Raw genomic sequence first — 24,345 nt, forward strand, 5'->3', positions numbered from 1 at the left:
ACGGTGCATGTTCACAGTATTGATCGTCTGGCACGTAATACAAATGATCTGAAGACTTGTGAATAGTCCTTAATGATCGTGGCATAACTATTATTTTTCATAAAAGAGAATCTGATTTTCAGGTCATGATTATTGCTCAATCGGCAATGAATAAACTTATGTTCCAAATGCTCGCTGCATTCGCAGAGTTTGAACGCTCTATGATCCGTGAACGCCAAAGAGAAGGAATTAATAAAGCCAAAGCTAAAGGCTTATATAAAGGTAGAAAACGAAAAATAGATTATGCAGAAATACAGAAAGCTATGAAGGTCGAAGGGGCAACTTTTAGAAGTGTTGCTAAACAGTTCGATGTAGGTGTTGCAACTGTACAAAGAGCGTTAAAAGTAGCTACTACAGAATAAGGGGTTACACATAAATTTTTCTACCATTTATCTTTAATACATTGTATTTCAATTAGATTAAGTTTACTATTTGATTTTGTCACAAAATCAAAGGGGTTTTTATGAATGAAATTAGAAAAGGTGGTCCATAGGGAAGGTGCAGGAAGAAAGGCAATTTTACAATGAACCCACTAAGACTATGCGTGTACCAATATCACGTATTGTAGAGATTAAGAAGTTTTTAGCGAATCATAAAAAGACTACCTTAAATGATGTAGCTACTATAACTTTAATTAATCCTTCAACCTTTAAAACGTATTCCTTTAGCTTCAGAAAAAGTAGCTGCTGGTTTCCCTTCTCCCGCACAAGATTACATTGATAAAACTTTAGATATGAATGAACACCTTGTGAAAAATGAAGCTGCAACATTTGTTGTCAAAGTAGCTTCTCTTTCCATGCGTGACGCAGGCATTGAAATTGATGACGAGCTTTTAGTGGATCGTAGTCTTGAAGCTAAACACGAAGATATTGTTATTGCCTTAATTGACAATGAGTTCACCGTTAAGCGGTTAATGGTTGAAGGTGATAAGTGTTGGCTTAAAGCTGAAAATCCAGATTATGACTCGATATTCACCTTAATGATTGCCAAGAATTATTAATATGGGGTGTAGTGACCCTTTGTCATTATAGCCATTTAGAAACATAAATAATCTAATCCTATTGGTCTAATTACATGGAAAATCAAAATAAGATCTCTTGCTTTGGTAGACATAAATAACTGTTATGTAAGTTGTGAACGTGTCTTTAATCCAAGCCTGCAATAATAAGCCCGTAATCGTATTCTATAATAATTACGGTTGTGCTGGTGGCTCGGTTACACACGAAGCTAAAGACTTACGGAACTCAAAGATGGGATGAACCTCTTTTTTCAACTCAGGAAGCTAGTAGAGCAGCACAATATACAGTCCTCTTTCGAGTACTTATCGCTCTATATGCGGAAAGTCCCGCCAGATTTATAAAAGTACTAGCTGAATTAGTTACACCTCAAGAACAAGAAATTTATTCAGATTGATAATGCTTTTTAGATCAAACTGCTATGCCTTCAAATTATGATCTAACTGATGTATGCTCATTAATCTGGAATCGGCTCTCACGTTGGCTAGGTTTGCCGGCCTGTATTGGCATTGGGCGGACTTAAAACAGAAGCAAAAAATGGCTAATCATATCGCTAAAAAGAATAGTTATTTAAAAGGTGTATGTAACCTTGTTTCAATGGACTATTGTTCGATTGAGGGCTTATATCAATCTATAGAAGTTAGTGAAGATATGGGGGATTTGGTAGAAAGCATACTAAACAGCTGAATAGCCTAAGCATTAATACAGTTCTAGATTTTGTCTGTGCTTCACCCTTACATGAATAGCAGATCAATTCTCTGTAGTCATGCACCAGAACACTATTAGAATTACAGGGAATTCTTGCATTGAAATTGAGCAAAGTCCTAAAGCAAAAAAACAAATAATAGCACGCCGTTCCTTGGCCAGAATAGTTTATAGCTGTGAGGATCTTAAAGAAGAACGATTACGCTTATGTTCAGGATGCCCGTAAGCCGTTTAAGAAGTGAAAATTTACTATGTGGCTGTATTATTAGTATTTGTTCAATCTAATCCATTTGATACTTCTGAGCCTTTTTAATAAATCTTTGTCTTACGCTTTACCCCGATCCATCAGACAATAGTTTAGTACTTTCTAAATTTGCTACCTCAATGGTTGATCAGCTCCTACCTAGAAGAATATTGGATTTAAAAAATGTGGAGCTTATCGCTCACTTGTCTTGAACCTAAGCCACTCATATTCTATGACTTATTCACGGACATGAACCCAAGTAGAATCAAGTAATAAACTTATGGATTGCACTCGATGCATATACAGAATAAATTTGGTAAGAGAAAATAGGATTAGGTGCCAGTATGCTACCTGATAGAAATTGGATATGTCACGTAATAGCTGTACTCCCAATTACTTTAAATGGTGATCAACTTCATGAGTGTTTAATAATTAGTCATCGACTAAGATAATTTTTTTGCATGTGACTTGCCACCTGGCTCTAAAGGAATAACAGGAATTGAAATTACACAAATCATGCAGCCGTTTATAAGCTCTTTTAATAGTAGAGTCTTGTTATGGCCTTAAACAGGTGTATAACCCTACTTTGATCATAGATAAAAGAAGTAAAGACGTTAGCTTTAATGAGAAAAAATAACGGCCTCTGTACCTATATAGGTGAGCTATGATCAAGAAATAGTTTTTAAAGAAATCCTCATTAAAGCCTTTAGTCATTACGTGGAAAACGCCGATTTATACCTGTTTTTAATATGGTCAATGTACCTTATGACCTTAGAGATACTTTTACTTTAATACAGATAAAAAAATTATTGGATCGGCCTGTCATGAAAAGTTTTCCCAAAAGCAGTATTGCCCTAATGAAAAGTAGTATATGCACTAGAAATTGTGAGAGAGCAATAAATTCTATAGTTTAAATATAGACTTTCTACTACGATTATAAATATTTAATAAAGTGACGAACTATTTTTAGGAAAAAAGATGGCTGTTGATATTAATGATATTGTTTCGATTGGAAAACATCTCTTTCGTTTAGTGGTAGTACCACTAAAAATTTTTGCCAAATATGTAGGTGAAAATTCGCGCGTCATTATAAAGAGTACTTGAAACAATACGACAAATTGCCAAAAAATTCTCCCTAAGCCCTTCCTTCAATTACCGCAGACACCACCTGATGATGTTTTAGTATTAAAGCACAAGGCTTTAGAACGCAAATACCAAGTAGGTATTCAATCAATATTCAGAATATTATCTCGATGTTTTTGATACTACAAACAACTTAAAGATTCCTGTAATTCGATTAACTCACAGATAGAAAATTTTGATAGATATTTATCTCATCATGCACTTAGGTCAAGATCAAGTAAAAATTTTTAGTGATGATGAGTTAACCTTACCGAATTACAATGGATGAATTAAAGTCCTTCTGATCTCATAACTAGGATTGAATCAAATAGTTTGATTGACTACAGGCCGATAGTAGAACAACTAATATAAAAGTGTCACCTAATGAGTATCTCTATTTCTGCATGCGAATATACTAAAGATCTTATATTGCTAGCTTATTTTTTAATGATGGTTCTCCATTACCCGCAGGTTATGGCCATACTATAGAGGTGTGGGATAGCCGCGATTTAGTTGAATATATCCAACGCTATAAACCAATCCTAAGTATTGAAAATAAATCACAATTCTAGAGAAACCTGATCGGAAAGATCATTATATGTATCTAGAATTGTAAGAGCAATTCAGTACGATAACTATCTCGTTAGCGTTCTTGTTCCTTCCCTTTGTTCAATCTTTGTTGTGGATCTGGCTTATTAGGTTGAATCTGTGGCTGTGGTTTTTTCACTTCTACCTGTTTCCGTAAATAGTCCACTAGATCAACTGCTAGTTTTCTATCTTGCGGATCTGGTGACTGTGATAGAGCTTTAGTAATTTCCTTGTAATGCGTCAATGCTTCTTTTTCTTGCTGTTTAGCTTTCTGGACACGTTCTGGACTTGCCTTATTTTTACCATATCGCTTAAACGATTTGCCCTGCTCTTTCATTTGTTTAACTGACTGCTTATCACTTCTATTTTTTTGAAGCCTAGCTATACCGTTTTGTCGCATTCGCTTCAATCCCTCTGGATCTTAATTTTTCAGCAAAACTTTCTCGCCATTCCTGAAGATCAGCCTTCCTGATATTTAACCGATCCCCTTTTTCAGAAACAGCTTTAACAACAACATGCACATGCGGGTTTTCACTTGGATCTTTTGAAGGGTCATTGGTAAAGGTATGCTGCACCATCATATATTTATGGTCTTTAAAATGTTCCTCTGCAAATTCTTTTGCAGCATCATAAAACGCCTTTTCATCCGTACCTTTCGGCATAGATAACACAATATTAAAAGCCTGCTTATATTTAGATTCTTCATCAGAAATAGGTGTACCTGACATTTGCCAATCTTCAGCAGTATCTTCTATATCATCCTTACCATTAACTTTATTTCCGTCCTGATCAATTCCCTCTAATTGCCCATTTCGTGTGATATATCCCATGTGGGCTTTCACCTTCCCCATAGAATTACCTCCACCAGTAACCTTGACCATTACTTCAGGGGTCTTTTTACTGATTCTATTTAAAGTTTGCCTTAACGCTATTTGGAGATGATTTAGGGCTGATTTAGCTGAATGGCCAGATCCATTTTTAGGCTTAGACAGATCATTTAAAAAAGTATCTAAACTTTGGGTCTGATTAACACGCTTAACTTTAGATCCGTTAAGTAGCTGCTCACCATGAGCAAGCAAAGTGCTTTGCACTTCTCTGGTAGTCTTACTGCTTCCGTTAGCCATTATTCCCACCTCTTTTTATTGCGCTCTAATAGAGTGAAAACATGCCTAACTTGAGCTTTTACTAGCTGATGCACTCGCTCGACAAATTCTCTATCGTAAGACTCATAAATACCCTGATTCATATTCTAGCCATTTGGTTTAGGTTTCTACCAATCGCCAAAAGCTGACTATTTGATTCGCCAAGTTTAAGAGCTTCTTCCTGGCTAAAGAATATTGAATCTTTTGTGACATTAGCTGTTAAAACCGAAATGATATAATGATTCGGTTTCATACCGACCTGTGCTGCTTTTTCATTAATGGCTTTCATCAAACTTGGTTTAAGCCGTAATTCTTTGCGTGATGTTTTTTCAAATACATCTATAACGTCTTGCGTTTTTTCTATTTCAGATAACTTATCCTTGATCATTTTTTTGAGCAGGTTGTCTGGATCTACTTCTTCAAACTTAGCTAACTGATAGAATTTTTTCGGCTAAGTCCTTTTCAAGATTCAAGGAAAAATCTTGTCCTGAATATTCTGGATCATTCTCTTTTTGATAAGAAAGTTCTAACGCTTTTTGGAAAGGTGCGCCTTTCTTAATTCCCTGTTTTTCACACTTTGCCTCCCACCAATCAAGCACTGCCCGATCAACTCTGAAAAAGATTTTATTGTCTTTAGCCATGATTAATTCCATAAGCAAAGTGATATTTTTGCTTATCCCATTTTATCAACTGGGTGACAAAATGGCAATTTTAACGGCTGCTGCCTATCCTGCCCTAGATTATATACTCTTCTTTTTTCCCTCTTTTCTCCTTAGTCATGACTAAGGGTAATCAAGGCTAGGTGGTCGGGATAACCCGCCAAAAAAAAAACCTTGCATAAGCAAGGTCTTTTTTCCATTGATAGGTTTAGGCTTCTTGTAAATACTCGATTCAAGGCTGCTGCAATCTACAGATACCTCTGTTCCATCTTCGTATTTGATCCATGCAAAACCCAAGAAGTAGGCTTTTTATTTAGCATCAGGTTCGCTTGTCGGCCGTCATGAATAACAAACTAAAAGCGGTTTTTTGATTTTGTCTGGATCTTCTTCTTTAGCTTCTGGCTGCTCTTTCTGATTCGATTGATCCATCAGTTTTTTAACTTCTGGTTCTTCTGGTTCTTCAGTCGCTTCAGCTTGATCATCCCCTCAAATTGAAAGATTCATTATCATCAATAATGGCGGTTTGCTCTTGCTTTCTTGCGCCTGTGGTTCTTGATCTACTTCAGTCGCTTCAGCTTGCTTAGGTTCTTTTAACTTTTTAGATAAAAGCCTGAACTCTAGATCTGATAATGTCCTGACCATTCTCTAAAGATCATCCACCCAAGCGTTTACTTCTTCAGGGAAGGATTCCAAAGTTTGCGTAAGTCATACAAAGTCTTTGGAGATTTAAACCTGCATCATAAGCCTTAGATAAGCATTCTGGCATATCTACTAAAGCTAAGTGAGTAGAAATGAAAAACAGGATCTTCATTTAACTTTTTAGCGATTACGTTTTTCTTCTCACCTTGCTTAATTTTCTTCTTGGATGAAAAGTGCAAGCTCAATAGGTGAATGGTTAAGGCGTTCTTTATTCTCCATGACTTGATCATATCAATCATGATCATTATCAACAAAGCAGGGATAGTTTCCCTTGCCAGCCATCACTGAAGCTCTAAAACGTCTAGCTCCATAAATTGATGATCCACTTGCCTTGTTCTGTTGGGTGGGGTTTAACACTAATTGGTGTTTTAACTCCACGAGCCTTGATTGATTCGACCATTTTTTGCATCTGATCTTCTGGAAACTCAACACGCGGCTGATCTGGATCTTCAAGAATATCTGTAAGTGGAATCTGCTTAGGTGTTCCGTCTGCTACTGGTGCAGAATTACCTAGATCAATACCTTCCAAAGCTGATAAATCTAACATTCCTTAAATCTCCATAAACTTGTTAATGCTTTCAACAAACTGTTTTTAATTCAGCCCATGCGGTAAAACCGCTAGTTTTACCCAATTTATTTGTAGGTATGCCTTGCGCTTGCGCTTCAGCGATTGCAGTCGTTTTTTAACGAAGGCATAGCTACCGTCTGAGTTTTTGATCAGGTTACTTTGAAAAATGCTGAACAATAGCTTTTAGGTTGTCTTTCTGAAATGGAGTTGGTTCAACAATATTCGGAAGGATGCCGATTAATTTTAAATTTGGGTTTAGCTTTTGATTAATCGCTTGGATCTGCTTGAGTAATCCACCGATGCCGTCAATAGCTTCCTGATTCAATTGAATTGGACTTAAAACATAGTCACTAACAATTAATGAAGCTACTTGGCGAATGTCGGGATTTGGATTGGTATCAATCAGGCAAACATCAAATAAAGAATCAACTGATTTTAAAAACTTCTGGTAATTGGTGGCAAAGTTGTTATGCAAAGTGCCATTTTTTTCAATAGCTGTTAATTCTGGTGTTGCTTGTACCAAAGTAAAGGCTTCAGGATTTGAAATAGTTTGATCTTCTTTGGTCAGCATGTCGAATGCAGATACATTAGCTACAGTCACAGCCCCGCCAGTAATCAATGCTTTTGTAGTGTTCTTCTGGTGGTCTAGATCAATGACTAATACACGCAAGCCCAAAGAATTTAAATAGTGTGCATACTGGCAAATGATTGCAGATTTACCCACACCGCCCTTTTGATTTGAAGCAACAACTTTTTTCATATTTCACCTAGTTTAATGGCTTATTAAGGGTCGCCCTATTGCGTCCTTATGCTGTATATTCTAACGTCCACCTGTGGACATTGCAAGCATTTTCTTAGTCATGACTAAGTTTTTTATCATAAAAAAATCCTCCCATAAAGGGAGGACGTAAATTAAAAATCTTCAGGATAACCGATTGTTATGACTGGCTCTCCTTGATCTCCACCATGAACGTGCAATTCTAAAATATGATTTCTCTTGCGACCTGCGCCTGTGATAATCACAGTAAAACGTACCGCACTAGGGCTTAGGTGTGTCTTATATACTCGGCTCATCCATAAAATGTCATGAATAACGCCCTCTAAGTCATTAAGCCATTTTTCATTTTTTACCGCCTTATCAACTACCGCCCAAAGCGCAGAAGTGAAACAGATAGGATGCTTATAATGTTCTTTTGCCAGTCCATCTAATTTAGGACTAAGAGAATTGATTGCAACTAAAAAACCATCTTCAATGGCTTGCTGACGTGTGTAAACTGAAATGTATTGTTCCATGATTTTTAACCTGTTTTATTTCAGGTCGCCCGATGCGTCCTGATAAAGTCATTATATCAGTCCACCTGTGGACATTCAAGCAAAAGCTTAGTCATGACTAATTTTTTTATAGGGAAAATTGAGTAGAAAAATATCCGTTTTAATACCTGGCTAAACCGCTTTTCAGATGCTCTTATTTGCGATTCTTAGGCTGCTGACAGCCTTTTTTATATATGAAGCTAGGTTATCCTAGCACCGACCTGAACAGGCCAAAATGAGCGTATATAAAGCAGAACAGATAGACAATTTTTTATGTTTTTTAGGCAAGCTAAAAACCAAAAAAATCGCCACCAAAAAAAACCTCCCATTGTGGGAGGTCTAGCTTAAACGGCTAAGTTATAAGTAATTCTGTAATCTTCAAAATAACCGTTTTCATTATCTCCCCTTCTGATTCTTTCAATATGAGTAACATTGTGGGCTACTCGGCAACTAATCATGATTTTTTCAATTTCTTGAAATAGTGTTTTTTCATCAAAGATTGGAAACCAAATATTATTAGATCCAGTTAAAACCTCATGACCGCAAAAATGAACCAGTTTACCTGTAGGAATAGTTTGTAAAGATTGCAACTATTGAAGCTCGCATAATGAATTCCTGTTTTTATTCAGGTCGCCCGATGCGTCCCTGATAAAAGTCATTATATCAGTCCACCTGTGGACATTCAAGCAAAAACTTAGTCATGACTAAGGATAATAAGGCTTAGTCATGACTAAGAGAATTGATAAAAAAAGCCCCCTTTCGGGGACTTATTCATTAAGCGTTAAAAGTTGTCTTTCTTCTGCCATTCTGGTTTTTTTAACTTTCTGGCTGCCGTGTAACTCTCGCATTTTGATCTAAAGTCATTCGACCTCGACCATTTGATTTTTTTACCAATGAAAACCCATTTACATTGCACTCGATTCCATACAAAACCCGCTTCTTTTAATTTGTCTTGTGCTGCTTAGTATCACCAGAAACCCAAACCCAAACGCCATAATTTCAATATCTAAACCATCCAGATTGATAATTGCATCAATAGCCTGTTTTACTTTTTTCTCAACTTCAGAGTGTTCTGAACGGCTTGACCAGAAACCACGCCCATTTTCGAACTATCTTGATATTACTGATCTTTTGAAGCTTCATTAATAATGCGATTTAAAAGCTGTTCATATTCGCTGTTAATCTCCTGCATAACTTCGGTTTTACCGCCACGATCAGGATGATTTTTAAAAGCAAGTTTTTTTGTACGGAAGTTTTAACTCGTCTAATGATGTAACTGATGAAAAATGTTTTCATTTTAAATACCTGTTTTTATTTCAGGTCGCCCGATGCGTCCTGATAAAATCATTATATCAGTTCCACCTGTGGACATTCAAGCAAAAACTTAGTCATGACTAATTTTTTAAATGATATAAATTCATAAAAATAGCTATTTAAGTATTTTGTCTGGTCTGCTTTTCTAATGCTTATATTTGCGTTTCTTAGGCTGCTGATAGCCTTTTTTTACCCTACGTCTAGCTACCCCCACATTAAACACACAAACACCCTAAAACGAGCATAAAACACACAAGATGAACAACCTTTTTCCCCTTAGTCATGATTAAGAATGTATAAAAAAAATCCCCTTTCGGGATCTCTTTTAAATTGGACAAGAATTAAAAATTTTATGGAATGGATCATTCCTATAAGCTGTCACTCTATATACGCTTTAAGGCGTTTTTTAGTGTATGGCTCAAAGATCACTAAAAAGTGTGAGAATAGCCCACCTCCCAACTGTTCGGGACGCAGCATGAACATTTCAAAGTTAAAACCTCCATACGTGCGGGCAGGGGGAAGGATATTAAACTTTTCATCATATTCAGTAGTGAAATTTCAATCGGTTCTAAATAGTTATTCTCTTCTGAAAGATAATCTTTTTCAGTCATAACTGAAGCAGCAGCAAAGCTTCTCCATAACTGTTTTGTAATTCTAGTATTAATTGACCTACATTCTTTTTAGTAAGACAGCAAACATATTGATCATTAAGATTGTCTAAGTAACCAAAAAAAATGGACTGATTCAACTTCAGATTTCTTTAATGTATAGACTAAAACTAAATCCTGATTCATAACTAAATACCTGTTTTTATTTCAGGTCGCCCGATGCGTCCTGATAAAAAATCATTATATCAGTCCAACCTGTGGACATTCAAGAAATAACTTAGTCATGACTAAGAAATAAAATAATGTTTAGTTAAGATCCCTAGAGGTTATATCAGAGCAAAGTGTCTACTTTGCGAACGTGGTGCAATCAGTTAATTTTCCCTTCCCTGATTACCGTTGCAAGGGGGCAAGCGAAGCCGATAAAATCTGTGATTTTGTCGAGCTGACCGCAGCACCGCAACTGCTCCCATTTGATCTAAAACGGGATACCTAACGCCAGCCCGCATGGGGTGGCGACCAGATAGCATAGAAAACTAAAAAATGTAGGAGGTAAGTAAGGCAAAAACTAAATATTTAAAAACTAATCAGCTAGATTTATTGGCAAAATATTACAGGTTTTGGCCAAATCCTGGGAAACATTAAGTTATTGTTTTTATTATATGGTTGTAAATTGAAATTCTAAAAAAAATGGCAAAATATTCCACTTAGGCTAAACGTAAACTTTTAGTCATGACTAAGGTATCAATTAGCTAATTATTAAATTTTAATATTTGGATGCGAATAGAAAAGATACTTTTTATATAGATTAATAAGAATTTTGAAGGTTTTAAATTGAACCACCATATTGTCTTAAATTAGCGAAGTCTGTTTAAGACATTATGGTGGGTATGCTTTTTAGATATTAATCCTGATCGTCCCGTGTCCTGATCGTTCTTCTTATCATTATTGTTATTGGTGATAATCCCTCGTTTTGCCTGTAACCAGAAGTAATAATCCATATCTATCGGCTTATGAGCATTAAGCTTATCTAACTTTTCAGTCAATAGAGTTCTCATGATTACCTTAGAAGTATCCTCGTCTAGATTACCTAAGAAATATCCGTAATCATTTAAAAATTCTTTGCAATTTACTAAGGTGCTGATTTGTTTGGAGATACCTTTACTGGTGGTTTGAAATGCTTAATACGATCAGGTGCTTTAAAGTGTGATCCATCATCACTAAATGGAATTGCAGCAGCCAGATAGCCCTTTTTCATTTATCTATAAATTTGATGTGTCCTTGCTCTTTATATTCAGTTTTAAAGCTAAAAATAAACTTAATAGCAACTACTTCCTTTCCGTTTTTTACGTTCTCAAAACTGACATTAATATTGCTAAGTTCGTTAATTTCATCCTGAGCCACATTCAAAACACGGTTTTTAAAATTGGCCAACTCTTTATATTTATCCTCACATTCAAGCATCCATCTTAATTCTTCCAGATCAATAGTGACCTCTGATGTACGCCACATATAGCTCATTAAGATCCGATACAAACGAAGGGAATAGCTCGAATTAAATAAGATAATATGCTTCAGTTCATGGCTACTAAATGACTTAGTTTTTTCATCTACTTTCTTAACTAGATCATAGAAATACTCAAAAAATTCTTTTGCGAATCTAACCTTAATACATTTAGTTGCTTTGTCATAATGGCAATAAGTCATCATCGGAACTTTAGCAGGTTCGTCAGATTCCCCATCTTTAACCAACATAGTTGGGTTATCAAATTTTGTATAAATACGTTTTAAAGCAGTTTCAGCATTTCGCTGAATTTCACGTTTATCTGTTGCAGTAAGCACTTCCTTTCTAGCCATTGGGGAGGTCAATTCTCCAAAGTTTTCGCTGCTCACATAAATGAAGTCGTCATGAGTAATTGAGGTCTTATTTTTAAGCTCATTCTTTCTCACGATGATCATTGCACAGTACATAAGCTTCTCAAGATTGAGATCAATGCTATATCTGGCAGTAGGAAAATCATTGCGGGTCACAACTAAATCGGTCAATTTTGCCCTTGTATTAGATTGTGTATAGTCCTCTAAGCCTTGTGAGCCAATAATTTTCTGCATTTTTTGTAAATCCATTATTCCTTTTGAAATCATTATAACTATACAAGTATATTTATCAAGTATAGTTATTAATTAAGTTTATAAGATATTGTTTTTAAAATATATATTTATTAAAAATCAGTAAAATTACTTTATAACCCTGTAGTAGTATAAATAAAATAAATGTTTTTCCTGTTTAAGTATTTTCTTTTATTTCAATTAGTTACGCTGCGACAAAAACGTATGGCTATTTTTAACACTAAAACCAGTTAAAAAATATTGAATTTTGAATATTTATAACTATTATTTAAATATCAATAACTTACGCTGCGACAAAACGTATAGTTTATGATTTTAAGCCTATACAAATATCTTTTTTAGCACCAAAAAATAAAAATCGTTCTTTAATATAATTATTTATATAAAACAACAACTTATTAGATTGTTAAGAATCTAGTTAATTCCTGAAAAATATATATAATCGTATCCAGTACGCATAATCGCAGGTTTGCGACAAAACGTATAGTTATGCGGGGAAGTTGCGACAAAACGTATAGTTTGAGATTGCAGCATGGATTAAGGCTAAAAAATACGCAAAAATATAATATGTTAGAGCTAAACACCTAATTAATTACTGATTTTTAAAAAATAATTTAGCCATTTTTTGTATGCTGTTGATAAGTCTGTGGATTATTTGCGACAAAACGTATAGGTATGTGACAAAACGTATAGTTGTAGCGACAAAACGTATAGTTATAGCGACAAAACGTATAGTTATAGCGACAAAACGTATAGTTATAGCGACAAAACGTATAGTTATAGGCTTGTAAACTTATGTTTTACAAAAAGAAATTAAGGCTCTTAAACTGTTCTAAACACTCCTAAACTCTATTTAAACTCTTTTTAAACCCGATTCTAGTTTTTTTTAAAAAGTTTTTAGAAATGTTTAGAAGATTATTAAAGTGATATTTACATGACAAAAAGGGAAGGGATCTTAAAAAAAATATGAGCTTTGATATATACAAACTTTTTACAAATGTTTTAAATTATTCATTAAAATTTTAAACTTTTTGATATATATTAAAAGCGTTTAAAAATAATTGATGTTTTTGTGTCTTTTACACACAGTTACACTTCAGTTACATTTTTAAATTAATTATATTTTGTAAGAATCCGCACTTCACTTTTAAAAAACTAGGGATCTTGCAGAAATGGCTTTAACGATGAATGACTTGAAAACAGTAGATGACTTCAACGCCAATAACTATGGTGTTGAAATTGGTATGAACGAGCAGTTCCAATATTTTTGTGACTGTTAAAGTAAATGATGTTGATCACATCATTCATACCGCATCAGGAAAAATTCGATTCACACGGAATTTACCCTTCTTGATTCAAGAGATTTGTTCAATGTGCAGCAATGCCAAAACAATATCTCTAAACTTTGAAGGCAAGTTATTCGTAATGGAAAACTCATCTAAATAGAGTGACTACTTGTGTATAAAAAATTTATTTTAGGTTTAACTTTAGCTAGTGCATCTGCCTTAGTTGCAGCTAAAGATGAAAATTATGGCTGTCGTGCTTTTATGTGCTTTGCTGGCGGTCTTAATGTTTCTGAATGTCAGTCTACAATTAGGGACGTAAAAAAAGATCTGGCTAAAGGTAAAGGCTTTCCTCACTGTTCATTCGTCAGCAGTAATCAAGACGGATCTGTTGGAGGTGGAGAAGGACAACCTAAAATTTCATCTTATACACATAATAAAAGAGTTTATCTGTATGTAGATGACAAGTTAGTCACTACAGTTAAAAAGTCCTAAGTTTTTGCAAGAAAAAAGCCTGATTTAATCAGGCTTTTTTTTCTTGTAATTGTTTATAGAAAATTCTTAAAACTTCTTTGACTGCTACACTTTTTCCGTGTTTTTCCCCGCCATAAATATCTTTTAAATATTCTAAGGCTTCCAGTGCCTCAACATCTTCAGGAACATCCATATTGAAATAAACTGAAAGTGGAGTTTTGGTAGTAGGCTTTTTTCTATATCTTTTTCTGCGATCTAATACCTTTCCTTCTGTTTCTGTTTCTGTTCCTAGTTCTTCAGTCATAACTTATCCATTTAATAAATGTCCACAGGTGGATATTAAGTCCTTTTTAAATAATTTACTACTTATATCGGGTCGCCATTTATGAGAAGTAGCATTGCAATAGTATGTTTTAACGTGGGGTTATAACGATGCGTGGCTCCGTCAGCCTATCAGGTTAAATCGGCAATACTTAGGGGATGTGTCATTTTTTTAGATGACCGCCCTTAGGGTGAGTATTGCCGAAACTCTCTCCACGTTCACCATCTGCCTGAACGAAGTGAAGGCTGTGGGGAATGTGGAGAGAGTTGAGCGCCTTTAGTTTTACAAGATTCATGCCAGTACCTACTAGAATTTATATACCGTGTCATTTGATTAAATTTTTAGTCTGTACGACTGCCTTAATTTTAATAAGTATTGATTATTGCGCTAGGTTTTGTGGGCAAAAGCAAATACAGCGAGATTCAGACCTTGAACAGCGTTATCAACGAGAAAGAAATGCGAGTCGATCACCTGAACAAATCAGGGGGGAGTCTGAATATCAGCACATGCACCAGTCAAACAGGCAAGAATCCTCGACTTTGTATTCAGATCAACAAGAAAGCAGGGGAATGGCAGGGCAGTTACATGATTCCAATGGGATACTAGATAATGACCGAATTAGAAACACAATTATTGAGAATCATCGAAGAACAACAGCAGCAATTACTGGAACAACAAAAGCAGTTGAAACAGCAACAGCAGAGTTTAGAAGTGATGCAAGGCAAAATTATCCAAGCCTTGTCAGCACAATCAAAGACAATGGAGAGCGTGCAGAAAGACTTAGTGCAAACACAAAAGTCATTAGCGACAACACAGACGCAATTTCACGAACTGGAAAGAAATACAGCGACCTATACCGAGCAGATCAATGGCAAAGTCAAAGAGATGAGCCAAATTACAACGAACTACGAGGACGTACTGGAGAAAATCTCAACCGTACAGCGTTCAGTCTCGTCACAAGTAGCCAAAGCACAGCAGAATTTGCTCGAAACATCCGAGATATTGAAGCGAATATCATCCAAATGAAAGAACGGCAAAAGGAGATGGATAAGCCCCAACCTAAGCAAGATCGGGGCATGAGTTGGGGGATATAATGTAATATATATATGATCTAGAACTAAAAAAGTGCATTAATTGTTATATATTGGTGCTTTTTACACCAACATGGGTCGTTGAATATCATGACACAATGTGACTTTATAAATATTATTTAATTTTCAACAACTTATATTTTCTAACTTTTGGTATAAAGTTTGCTTAAATAAAAAAAAATTTTAATAAGGTTCTTATATGCTTAGAGATAAATTGGTGATAAATGTTTCTCATCATGATAGTAGTTATGTTTCTCTTAGTTCTGTGAAAGATTTATTGAATCAGCTCGATATAAATGAAGAAAAAGTACCACAAACCATATTGAAATACCTTTATTTATTTTTTCCATTAAATGAAAATGTTAGAGTTAGATTTTATAATTCAAATTTAAGTCTAACTGAATCTATTTCTCCAGATCAAAGAATTAGATATAGATTTAAAGAAATTTTAGATAAAAATTATATAGCAGTAATACAATATATAAATACATTGTTTAATTGTGATATTAAAGTAAATATAAAAACAAGAAGAGATTTGGATGAAAATAGTTTAACTTTTTATAGAATTGCAAGAATTATTGGAAAGTGGGATGTAAGTATAGATTATAGTAATTCTGAATATAGTAGTTATATTAATAATGATGACTTAAAAGTAAATAATTTAATTTTTGATTTTTAAAATATGATTTTGAAAAAAGTAAATATCATGATCTTATAGATATTGCATTTGAATATATAAATGCAGGAGATGCTTTAACAGCATTAAATATTGGAGAAATACTGAAAACTAAATTTCAGGATAAATATATTTGGAATTTGTTATCTATATCAGAGTTGATTTTAGGAAATAAAATTAAATCTGAATATTATTCTAATAAATGGGTGGAATCTGATGATGATTTATTTAAAATAGACTCTACTAGAGCTTTATACTCAAAAGCAATGCTATATGTTAGATTACATTCGAAAGAGTTGTTAGATGTAGAAAGTCAAAAAATCTTCTGAATGAAGCATATGAGCTTATGCTTAATAGTACAATAACAGAAGAAAATGATGATTTTGAAAAATTGACTTTTGAAAAAATATTTAATAGAAATGGATATGCTTTAATTTTATTTAAAGAAGGTAAATTGTTGGATGCTAAACTCCAAATATTAGAATGTCTAGATAATATAAATAAATATCATGGGGATGATATAAATAATAAAATTAATATCCATAAATCTGTACTTTTATATAACTTAGCTCAATGTTATGAGAAATTAGGAATGATAGATGATGCTATATCAACATTTAAAATTTTACTTGAACTAGATCCTAATATGGATGAATATTATTTAGATTTATCAAGATGTTATGGTGTATCTGAGCAAGTTGAAAATGCAATATTTGCATGTGAAACGGCAACAAAGATAGAGCCATATAATTATCAAAATTGGGCAAATGTTAGCATATTGGCAGAATCATATGGGACATTATGATAAATCGTCTAATAGTTACCTTAAAGCTTATAATTTATGTCCAGAATATGAAGAGAGACTTAGAAATATTAATATTATGCTTATAATTTTTTGTTATTAGATGAAAACAATAATTACAGTGATATATTAGGTTTAATTAAAGATAGTTTTTTATAAAAATTCAATTTTAAATGATGAGAATGAAATTGTAAGAGGGTATTCACTTATGGCTGAGATTTATTTAAGATCAAATGATTATGTTCAAGCTAAAAATGTAATTAATGATGCTTTAAGTATTTTTGAAAATAATGAGAGCTTAATCAATAATCTTGAATTTATTAATGATTTAACTAACTAATAAATTATAATAAAAAAATCAGCTAATTAAATTAGCTGATTTTTTTATATCATATTATTATGCTTTCTACTTTTAAAGCATAAGCAGTTTTGTATGATACTTTAACAATAGCAGGTGATGATACAAATAAATTTCATTTTAAGTTTCCTTTTGAGTATATTTAATACACCATTTTATGGTGTATATTTATAAATATACTAAAAATTTATAAAATCAAATTTTTTATGTAAAAATAAAGTATAATTATATAATTTTATTTGAAGTTTAAAAAATTATGGAAAAGGATTATTTTATAAAAATTTTGTTTCATTTAATATTTTATTTTATTTTGGTATGATAGGTCCTCTACAACTATAATGCCATTATATTTTAAAGAAAATAATGCCCTGTTTTCTTATGGTTTTGCTTACTCTGCTATGGCTCTATCTGGTGCTTTATCATTTTTTGTACGGAAAAATAGTTGATAAGTATGGTTGGAGAAAAATTATTTTAATTGGTACACCATAATTTATTGTATAGCACTTTTTGGAAGAATCTCACAAATATTTATTTATCTGTTTTTTTTTGCCTTTTATAGGTGGTTTAGGTGCATCATTAACTTTAACTCAGCATTCGCTCATGGATGGTTGAAAAAAATAATAATGAAACATTAAAAAAAATCTGCAATAATTAGAAATATGGTAGTTCAATTTTCTACATTTATTGGAATGCTATTAGTTTTAATTTTAAGTTTTTTTAAAGGATGAAATAAATAATATATATTTTTATAATACTTGTTTTTTTCTAGTTTTATTATTTTTCTTCAGTTGTTTTTCTTTTTTTATTAAGAAAAATATAGATAAAAATATAGATAATAAAAATAATTTAAAAGAAGTAAAAAATTTTTAAGAAAATAGAGTGGGTCTATTGTTGTTCTATGGTATTCTCATTAGCTCTGTTATATCGGGGTCTTTATACTGGAATAATAAAACCTTATATTATTATAATTCTTGTAGATCAAGGCTTGTCTGATAGTTACTCATTAGTAATTTATATGACTATGACTTTTTGTACAATATTATCAACATCTATTCTCTTAAAAAATAGTAATAAATTTAATCATAGTTCAATTTAATTCATTAATATTCTTTGTACTAATGCTTATGTTTATTATTATGTTTTATGTTTTTATCCATAAGTTTTAATTGGGGCTATTTCTATTTGTTACGTTTTTTTTAATAAGATCCATAATTTTATCTATTACGACATGCTTTGAAGAATTTTACATTACGAATTTCGTGATAAAGATATTATGGCTTCACTTATAGGTTTTGTTCAATACTTGTTTTTTAATAGGGGATTCTTTAGGCTCAGCTAATATCATCGTATTTGTAATTAAAAATAATTATGGCTTTATCTGTTGATTAGTTCTGGAATTCTAGTTTTTTTTAATGTTTTAGGTTTTTTTTATAGTTAAAAAAACTTTCTGTTAGTAGAATAATTACGGTTTATAAGTAAAATTACAGATGTAGCAAGTTACGTAACTTAGATATTAAGTGTTTTATAACAGCTTCTTGTAATTCATCCTTTAGATAGTCTGTTCAATTCTTCTATGGCAGCTTTTAATATAATTGATCTATTTGCCCTTGCTACTCGACAATTTATCAAGAGTTCATCTATATCTCTATCGACATCCTCTGTAAGTGAAACAGTAAGTCTTCGATAGGTTGTTTTATGGCTTTTTAGTTTGCTAAAGGGAATATAGTGTCACTGGTGGCAACGTAGTGATAGTGAGAATCCGAGAGGAAAGAGAGCTAAACCGTTACAGGGGAATCCCCAAAAGCGGAACGTTGAGAGGTAGTTGTATAGGTCAGCTTTACAGTTGCATGTTGGGGAAACCCTCGCAAGAGATACCTGCCATACTTCGACAGGGAGCGTGTGGGGAGAGGTGCAAAACTTTTAGTCCTTGTCTGCCATGTCAGCAAAAACATGGTGCGGATACGACCCCTTTTAATAACCTCATATTATGTACTATGTACTATTTAAATCCCGCTACTAGATCAAATTGTGCAGTTTATTTTCTGCGGGTCGCCATTTAAAAAGCACAGCTTTTTAAAGCTCACTTGAAAATCAACGGTAATCAGGGAAGGGAAAATTAACTGAATTGCGTCAGTTTCGCAAAGTAGACCACTTTGCTCTGATATATCTGCTATGGATCTGGATTAGATAGGTAATATAGATGACTGGATAAACGCTGCAGCTTGCAGCTTTTATCCAAGCATCGAGGTTTTTAAGTCATGACTAAAGCAGAATTTAGCTAAAATATTTAAAATTTCTTTAATTATTTAAAAAAACTTTACCAAGATTACCTAAATTGATGATAATGCACCTTGTTTCTGGGTGCTTTAAAAGGTTTTATGGATGACTGATTTTATAAATAATTGATCCTGATTTTTCTATTTCAGAGGTGGTGCTAGAGGAATCTAATAAACAAGGATTTATTAAAGAGTTTAATTATTAATGAATTTGAGGTGGATTTTTTATCAGCAGCAAAACTGGCATGGTCAGGCCAAAAGGTTTGGACTTAACAACAAGACGAGAAAAAGATAAAGCTAGGATCTTTAAGGATCTGACTAGGCTTAATGATTTCTTGAAAAGAAAAAAATTTATACAGAAGAAGTAAAAATAATAAGAATCAAGTAAAAAAAATACAAAAGCCCTTTCCAATATGGTATATTTTGGATTGTATTCTTTAAAGCTCTAAGACGGGATTTAAGAAAATGGCTATAAGTTTAAATATAATATGGAAATTTTTTAAAATTTTTTCTAGTTATTCATGTGTTTTATCTTGTGTGCTTCATGCCACAAGATGCAGCCGCTTTTAGAAATCCTTGTAGATTTCACTAAATTTCAAGTAGTTGCTTTCTTATATTCATCTTTTCTTTGTGGGCTTTCGAGTTTCCTAAATTTCACAATTTGGAAATAACCCATGAATCTTGTAATCGTTGAATCTCCTAACAAATGTTCAAAAATTGGAAGTTTTTTAGGATCTGATTTTAAAGTTGTGGCCAGTGTTGGCCATGTTCGGGATCTACCAAAGAAAGGCTTAGGTATTGATATAGCCAATGATTAGGCAATGGAATATTCATTTATCCTGATGCCAAAGTTATATGACAGAACTTTTGACGGTGGCGAAAAACGTATTGAAAAAATAAAAGCCTTTTGAATAAAGCAGAGACAAGATTTATTTAGCTACCGATCCAGACAGGGAAGGTGAAGCTATTTCATGGCATTTAAAAGAATGTTTAGGTCTGGAAGTATTGGTCGAATTTGAACGAATAGAATTTAATGAAATTTCAGAAAAAGCTATTAAGAAGCCCATAATTAATGGGCGTGGTTTAGATTATCAGCTTGTATATCTCAAGAAGCACGTAGGGCTTTAGATCCGTCTGGTGGGCTATCTAGTTTCCCCTATTGCAGATCTAATCTTATGGGTCAGCCTTCATCTGCGGGGCGGGTACAATCTCCTGCTGTTTTAATCGTTGTCCTTAGAGAAATCGAAATCCAGAAATTCAAAGTTACTAACCACTTTGGCGTTAATTTGAGTTTTGATAAAGAGCCTAAAAATAGGATCTCGCAATGGTTACAACGGAATTTGTAACTGAGGATCAGCCTTATGTTTTAGATCGTTCCTTAGCTGAAGAAGTTGCAAAAACTAAGAAAGTTTAAAGTTTTAAACTGCAATGAAAAAACAGAGTATTCAAATGCTCCTTCTCCTTTCTCTACAGCCCTACTTTTACAAGCTGCTAGTGTAGCGTTTAGGCTTTAGCCCTCAACAAACAACCAAAGCAGCACAGGCATTATTTGAACAAGGGGGCAATTACTTACATTCGGACTGACGGCCTAAACATAGCTGATGAAAGTGTAGAAGAAATCTTTGCTTATGCTAATGAACATCAATTTTCTTTACCTGAAAAGCCTAATAAGTTTTAAGGAAAAAGATGGGGCGCAAAACGCCCATGAAGCAATCCGACCTGTTCACATAACTGATAAAGATCTAGGAAAGTCACAGAACAAAAAGCTTATATCAATTGATTGGGAACGTACTATTTCAAGGTCAATTGGCCAAAGCTGAATATAAAGCCGTGTACTTTGGAATTACTGTCTGAAGATGGAAAATATAAGTTCCATGCTAAAAGCCGTGAGCTAATAAAAAAAAGGGTGGATGGTTTTTTGGTAAAGACTGCCTGAATGAAGATGAAAACGAGCCTTCAGGCGTGGTGCCGGTCTTAGAAGTGTTGGTTCTGTTGTTGATGTTGAAAGCGGTGAAGTTATTGCAAAACAAACTAAGCCACCAAAACGCTATACAGAAGCTTCACTAAATTAAAAAATTGGAAAGCTGCGGGATTGGGTCGCCCTTCTACTTATTCATCAATTATGGCCAATATTCTGAATAAGGGCTTTCTGGAGGTAGAAAAGAAAGTCTTAAAACCAACTAAATTAGGGAATGATCTAATTGGTAGTCTGTTAAAAGCTAAGTTTAGCTTTCTGGATCTGCACTATTCAAAAGAGATGGAGTTGCAGCTAGATAAAAATTGCATCTGGTGAAACTTCATATAATTCGTTGTTTCTGCCTTATACACTCAACTTGCTCAAGAGCTAAGTACAGCTTCAAAACTGACAGCTATAAACGCAATTACCTTGTCCAAAGTGTAAAAGCCAGTTAAAAAAATTTAAGAATACTTAAAACCAATCAATTTTTTGGATTTGTAGTAATGAGGACTGTAAGCACTCGATGAATGACGACAAGGGTAAACCAGTCGAAAAAGTTATTCATTCATGCCCTAAATGTAAAACAGGTCGCTTAAATAAATTTCCAAAATTCGCAAACTAAAGAATTTTTTGGATCTGCAATGATCAGAATGTAAGCACTCGATGGATGACAAGAAAGGTCTGCCAGTAGAGAAAATCAAATATCCTTGCCCTAAATGCTCAACGCCATTATTCAGATCCAAAAAAGAAGGTAAAGATCCGATCTGGTTCTGTCCTAATCGGAAAACAGATTGCAAAGTCTTTTGCCTGAATTAATAAAAAGCCACTTCTTGAAGTCTATTCATTTCCTCAATGTGCCAGTGATTTAAGACGGATCAATGGGGCAAATGGCTATTTTTGGGGTGTACCAACTATAAAAAATGGGTGCTCCGCTACTTATCCAGATCAAAAAGGTAAGCCAAAATTTGAGGTGAAAAAGTAATGATTGATTTCGTAGTTTTGGCACAACAATGTGCGCCACAAGTTGATGTAAATATTGCGTCTGCAATTGTTAAATCTGAATCCTCATTAATCCTTTTGCGATAGGGGTTAATCGGCCGCAGGTCTTAAAAAACAGCCGACTAGCTATGAAGAAGCTGTATCTGTGGCCAAAAGATTAATTAGCCAGGGACGAAATATTGATTGTTGTTTTTGCTCAAATTAATAGTGCTAATTTCAAAGATTAAATCTTAGTGTCGAGCAAGTTTTTGATCCCTGCACTAATCTAAGCGCAATGCAATTTATCTTTAATGACTGCCGAAATAGGTGCAAATAGGCAAAAGATATTTATAAAGCATGTCTTGCTATAACACTGCAACCATTCATCAGGATTTAGAAATGGTATGTAGCGAAAGTATCAAGAAATTTGAATTATTTTGCTAATGGTTCACTCAATACCATGCCTGTAAAAGTCAATCCTCCCTCACCTCCTATGAATAGCTCAGAACAGCTTGCATAGATTGCTACTAATGCAGATATGCCTAACTCCAATGGATATACCGAAAATACAGACTTCAAAGCCTTCGCAGTAGTGGAGAAACGGGCTTCATTTTTCTTAACTAACGGCACAAATATTAAAGAAAAAGAGAAAAAGTTTTAAAATCTTCTATGATCTTTTAAAATATTTTCAAAAAGTTTAAAACTTAGTGTAATATATTAAATATACAGTACCAATGAACAATATTTGATTTTCCAAAAATATTGTTCTTGGTACTTAATGCGCTAGGTCTTAATTGCTTCACTTGGAGAAAATAATGAAAGCAAATCAAACGCAAATAACAACGACTAAAACGACTGGTATCAAAGCAAGCGTATTGATGTTGTTCATGACGTTAATCTCAAGCCCTGCTTTTGCTCAAATCTCAAAAGTTAATACGGTTATGGCTAATGTTCAGTCAGTCTTAGCGGGTGTGGCTGTAACTGTATTTACCATCACTATCATGTGGGCTGGCTTTAAATTGGCTTGGCAACAAGCGAAGTGGTCAGACATTTCTAACATCGTTATCGGGGGGATTTTGGTAGGTGGTGCTGCGGGTATCGCTGCTTGGCTGATTAACTAATGTCGAATTTTTCTGATCCAATTTTCAGGGGTTGCACTCGTCCTGCCATGCTTTTTGGCGTTCCAATGTTGCCTTTTTTGTTGGTGACGGGGGTAGCAATTCTTTTAGCGGGTTGGTCTTTTTATCTACTTAGTGCCTATGTGACTTTATTTATAGCAGCTATTTATGTGCCTATTTACTTCTGGATGCGGGCAATAACAAAAGTAGATGACCAACGATTAAAGCAAGTATTGATGCGGTGGCGCATAAGAGGGAAACAGATCCAGAACCATCAAAAATGGGGAGCAATCTCATTTTCGCCACTTAAATTAAAGAAAAGGAAATAACAATATCATGCGTTCAAAACAGCAAGTTAAAGATAGCGCAAATGCTGAAGTCGCAATTTCAGACTATCTGCCGTTTGGTAATCATGTTTCCACAATGTTATTAAGCTTAAAAATGGTGAATACATTGCCTACAAGGAAATTAGAATGCATTTCGTTTGAAACAGTTGAAGCCGATTATTATTAGAATCCGTAAAGAAGGATTAAATAATTTTATCGTGCTTAGGTGGCGGTCACTTGCTGTTTGGGACGCATAAGATCTAGGGGAGTTAATGAACGTCTAAATGGCGTTTATGAAAATGATTTTTATTGCTGATTTTAATGAAAGATATTATCAGCAGTTTCAGGGTGAAAAGAATAAACAGATGGCTACTGAATTGTATTTAACAATTCTTTATCGTCCTGAAATTTCCAGATTAACAAAGATTTTTAAGAGTAAAGCTAGTCGTGATCCAGTAGCCCTGAAAAAGCAGATTAAGCGGGATCTCGATATTTTGGATGATGTAGCCAAACAGGTTGAAGCAAGTCTATATCACTACAATCCA

The 24,345-nt window shown here is 33.8% G+C and carries 26 protein-coding genes and 1 pseudogene; 17 read left to right on the forward strand and 10 right to left on the reverse strand.

The genetic code is table 11. The annotated features are described in order from the left end of the window. Window positions 1-125 precede the first annotated feature (125 nt). The 3 genes and pseudogenes from I6L24_RS16140 to I6L24_RS16660 all read left to right on the forward strand — a co-directional run bounded on the left by I6L24_RS16140 (window position 126) and on the right by I6L24_RS16660 (window position 1,742). On the forward strand, window positions 126-401 hold the full coding sequence (locus I6L24_RS16140; RefSeq protein WP_267460050.1) for a recombinase family protein: 276 nt from the start codon (window positions 126-128) through the stop codon (window positions 399-401). Window positions 402-506: 105 nt separating this feature from the next. After that, window positions 507-1,086: pseudogene (locus I6L24_RS16145) on the forward strand (LexA family protein). A 506-nt stretch (window positions 1,087-1,592) separates the two neighbouring features. Next, complete coding sequence (locus tag I6L24_RS16660) at window positions 1,593-1,742, forward strand: hypothetical protein (RefSeq protein WP_228733350.1); 150 nt, start codon at window positions 1,593-1,595, stop codon at window positions 1,740-1,742. Between the two features lie 2,027 nt (window positions 1,743-3,769). Here I6L24_RS16660 and I6L24_RS16665 read toward each other — a convergent pair. From I6L24_RS16665 to I6L24_RS16185, 9 genes are all read right to left on the reverse strand, one after another. Further along, window positions 3,770-4,114 carry a hypothetical protein gene (locus I6L24_RS16665; protein WP_228733351.1) on the reverse strand — a complete coding sequence of 115 codons (345 nt, stop codon included), beginning with the start codon at window positions 4,112-4,114 and terminating at the stop codon, window positions 3,770-3,772. After that, window positions 4,092-4,838 carry a relaxase/mobilization nuclease domain-containing protein gene (locus I6L24_RS16155; RefSeq protein WP_228733352.1) on the reverse strand — a complete coding sequence of 249 codons (747 nt, stop codon included), beginning with the start codon at window positions 4,836-4,838 and terminating at the stop codon, window positions 4,092-4,094. The genes I6L24_RS16665 and I6L24_RS16155 overlap by 23 nt, the downstream gene beginning before the upstream one ends. A 118-nt stretch (window positions 4,839-4,956) precedes the next feature. Continuing rightward, window positions 4,957-5,244: a plasmid mobilization protein gene (locus tag I6L24_RS16670; protein ID WP_228733353.1), complete on the reverse strand. Its 288-nt coding sequence runs from the start codon at window positions 5,242-5,244 to the stop codon at window positions 4,957-4,959. Between the two features lie 37 nt (window positions 5,245-5,281). Further along, entirely contained in the window at window positions 5,282-5,497 is a 216-nt protein-coding gene (locus I6L24_RS16675; RefSeq protein ID WP_228733354.1) for a hypothetical protein, read from the reverse strand. 1,018 nt (window positions 5,498-6,515) lie between these two features. Continuing rightward, window positions 6,516-6,761 (reverse strand): ParB N-terminal domain-containing protein, encoded by a 246-nt coding sequence (locus I6L24_RS16680; protein WP_228733355.1) that lies wholly within the window; start codon window positions 6,759-6,761, stop codon window positions 6,516-6,518. Window positions 6,762-6,936: 175 nt separating this feature from the next. Beyond that, complete coding sequence (locus tag I6L24_RS16170) at window positions 6,937-7,542, reverse strand: ParA family protein (protein WP_228733356.1); 606 nt, start codon at window positions 7,540-7,542, stop codon at window positions 6,937-6,939. A gap of 152 nt (window positions 7,543-7,694) precedes the next feature. Then, the gene (locus I6L24_RS16175) at window positions 7,695-8,075 is read right to left on the reverse strand and encodes a DUF6573 family protein (protein WP_026444446.1); all 381 of its coding nucleotides are present in this window, start codon (window positions 8,073-8,075) and stop codon (window positions 7,695-7,697) included. 362 nt (window positions 8,076-8,437) lie between these two features. Continuing rightward, complete coding sequence (locus I6L24_RS16180; RefSeq protein ID WP_228733357.1) at window positions 8,438-8,683, reverse strand: hypothetical protein; 246 nt, start codon at window positions 8,681-8,683, stop codon at window positions 8,438-8,440. A 2,583-nt stretch (window positions 8,684-11,266) separates the two neighbouring features. Further along, window positions 11,267-12,136: a replication initiation protein gene (locus I6L24_RS16185; protein ID WP_228733358.1), complete on the reverse strand. Its 870-nt coding sequence runs from the start codon at window positions 12,134-12,136 to the stop codon at window positions 11,267-11,269. 1,460 nt (window positions 12,137-13,596) lie between these two features. On the opposite strand from I6L24_RS16185, the gene I6L24_RS16195 reads away from it, so the two are divergent. After that, on the forward strand, window positions 13,597-13,917 hold the full coding sequence (locus I6L24_RS16195; protein WP_126562250.1) for a hypothetical protein: 321 nt from the start codon (window positions 13,597-13,599) through the stop codon (window positions 13,915-13,917). Between the two features lie 28 nt (window positions 13,918-13,945). On the opposite strand, the gene I6L24_RS16200 is transcribed toward I6L24_RS16195, so the two are convergent. Continuing rightward, entirely contained in the window at window positions 13,946-14,200 is a 255-nt protein-coding gene (locus I6L24_RS16200) for a hypothetical protein (RefSeq protein WP_068550235.1), read from the reverse strand. A 627-nt stretch (window positions 14,201-14,827) separates the two neighbouring features. On the opposite strand from I6L24_RS16200, the gene I6L24_RS16205 reads away from it, so the two are divergent. The 13 genes from I6L24_RS16205 to I6L24_RS16705 all read left to right on the forward strand — a co-directional run. After that, window positions 14,828-15,244, forward strand: a complete 417-nt coding sequence (locus I6L24_RS16205; RefSeq protein ID WP_216986655.1) for a hypothetical protein — start codon at window positions 14,828-14,830, stop codon at window positions 15,242-15,244. A 264-nt stretch (window positions 15,245-15,508) separates the two neighbouring features. Continuing rightward, window positions 15,509-15,988, forward strand: coding sequence for a hypothetical protein (locus I6L24_RS16210; protein ID WP_216986673.1), 480 nt, complete (start codon window positions 15,509-15,511; stop codon window positions 15,986-15,988). A 343-nt stretch (window positions 15,989-16,331) separates the two neighbouring features. Further along, entirely contained in the window at window positions 16,332-16,790 is a 459-nt protein-coding gene (locus tag I6L24_RS16215) for a tetratricopeptide repeat protein (protein WP_216986674.1), read from the forward strand. Window positions 16,791-16,995: 205 nt separating this feature from the next. After that, on the forward strand, window positions 16,996-17,127 hold the full coding sequence (locus tag I6L24_RS16800) for a hypothetical protein (RefSeq protein ID WP_267460051.1): 132 nt from the start codon (window positions 16,996-16,998) through the stop codon (window positions 17,125-17,127). 2,968 nt (window positions 17,128-20,095) lie between these two features. Next, the gene (locus I6L24_RS16805; RefSeq protein ID WP_267460052.1) at window positions 20,096-20,239 is read left to right on the forward strand and encodes a toprim domain-containing protein; all 144 of its coding nucleotides are present in this window, start codon (window positions 20,096-20,098) and stop codon (window positions 20,237-20,239) included. Window positions 20,240-20,387: 148 nt separating this feature from the next. Then, on the forward strand, window positions 20,388-20,549 hold the full coding sequence (locus I6L24_RS16810; protein WP_267460053.1) for a hypothetical protein: 162 nt from the start codon (window positions 20,388-20,390) through the stop codon (window positions 20,547-20,549). After that, window positions 20,522-20,767 carry a DNA topoisomerase gene (locus tag I6L24_RS16870; RefSeq protein WP_410550596.1) on the forward strand — a complete coding sequence of 82 codons (246 nt, stop codon included), beginning with the start codon at window positions 20,522-20,524 and terminating at the stop codon, window positions 20,765-20,767. The genes I6L24_RS16810 and I6L24_RS16870 overlap by 28 nt, the downstream gene beginning before the upstream one ends. Window positions 20,768-21,543: 776 nt before the next feature. Then, window positions 21,544-21,714: a hypothetical protein gene (locus I6L24_RS16690; protein ID WP_228733363.1), complete on the forward strand. Its 171-nt coding sequence runs from the start codon at window positions 21,544-21,546 to the stop codon at window positions 21,712-21,714. A 327-nt stretch (window positions 21,715-22,041) separates the two neighbouring features. Continuing rightward, window positions 22,042-22,194 (forward strand): Sjogren's syndrome/scleroderma autoantigen 1 family protein, encoded by a 153-nt coding sequence (locus tag I6L24_RS16695; RefSeq protein ID WP_228733359.1) that lies wholly within the window; start codon window positions 22,042-22,044, stop codon window positions 22,192-22,194. Between the two features lie 977 nt (window positions 22,195-23,171). After that, on the forward strand, window positions 23,172-23,477 hold the full coding sequence (locus I6L24_RS16225; RefSeq protein WP_004644768.1) for a TrbC/VirB2 family protein: 306 nt from the start codon (window positions 23,172-23,174) through the stop codon (window positions 23,475-23,477). Continuing rightward, window positions 23,477-23,803 carry a VirB3 family type IV secretion system protein gene (locus tag I6L24_RS16230; protein ID WP_005407440.1) on the forward strand — a complete coding sequence of 109 codons (327 nt, stop codon included), beginning with the start codon at window positions 23,477-23,479 and terminating at the stop codon, window positions 23,801-23,803. The genes I6L24_RS16225 and I6L24_RS16230 overlap by 1 nt, the downstream gene beginning before the upstream one ends. A gap of 7 nt (window positions 23,804-23,810) precedes the next feature. Beyond that, a complete protein-coding gene (locus tag I6L24_RS16700) occupies window positions 23,811-23,987 on the forward strand; it encodes a hypothetical protein (protein WP_228733360.1) in 177 nt (58 codons plus the stop codon). A 97-nt stretch (window positions 23,988-24,084) separates the two neighbouring features. Continuing rightward, window positions 24,085-24,345, forward strand: a 261-nt coding sequence (locus tag I6L24_RS16705) for a hypothetical protein (protein ID WP_228733361.1), incomplete at its 3' end; no start/stop codon positions are given.

It is taken from the genome of Acinetobacter lwoffii (assembly GCF_019048525.1).
GTDB lineage: Bacteria > Pseudomonadota > Gammaproteobacteria > Pseudomonadales > Moraxellaceae > Acinetobacter > Acinetobacter lwoffii_K.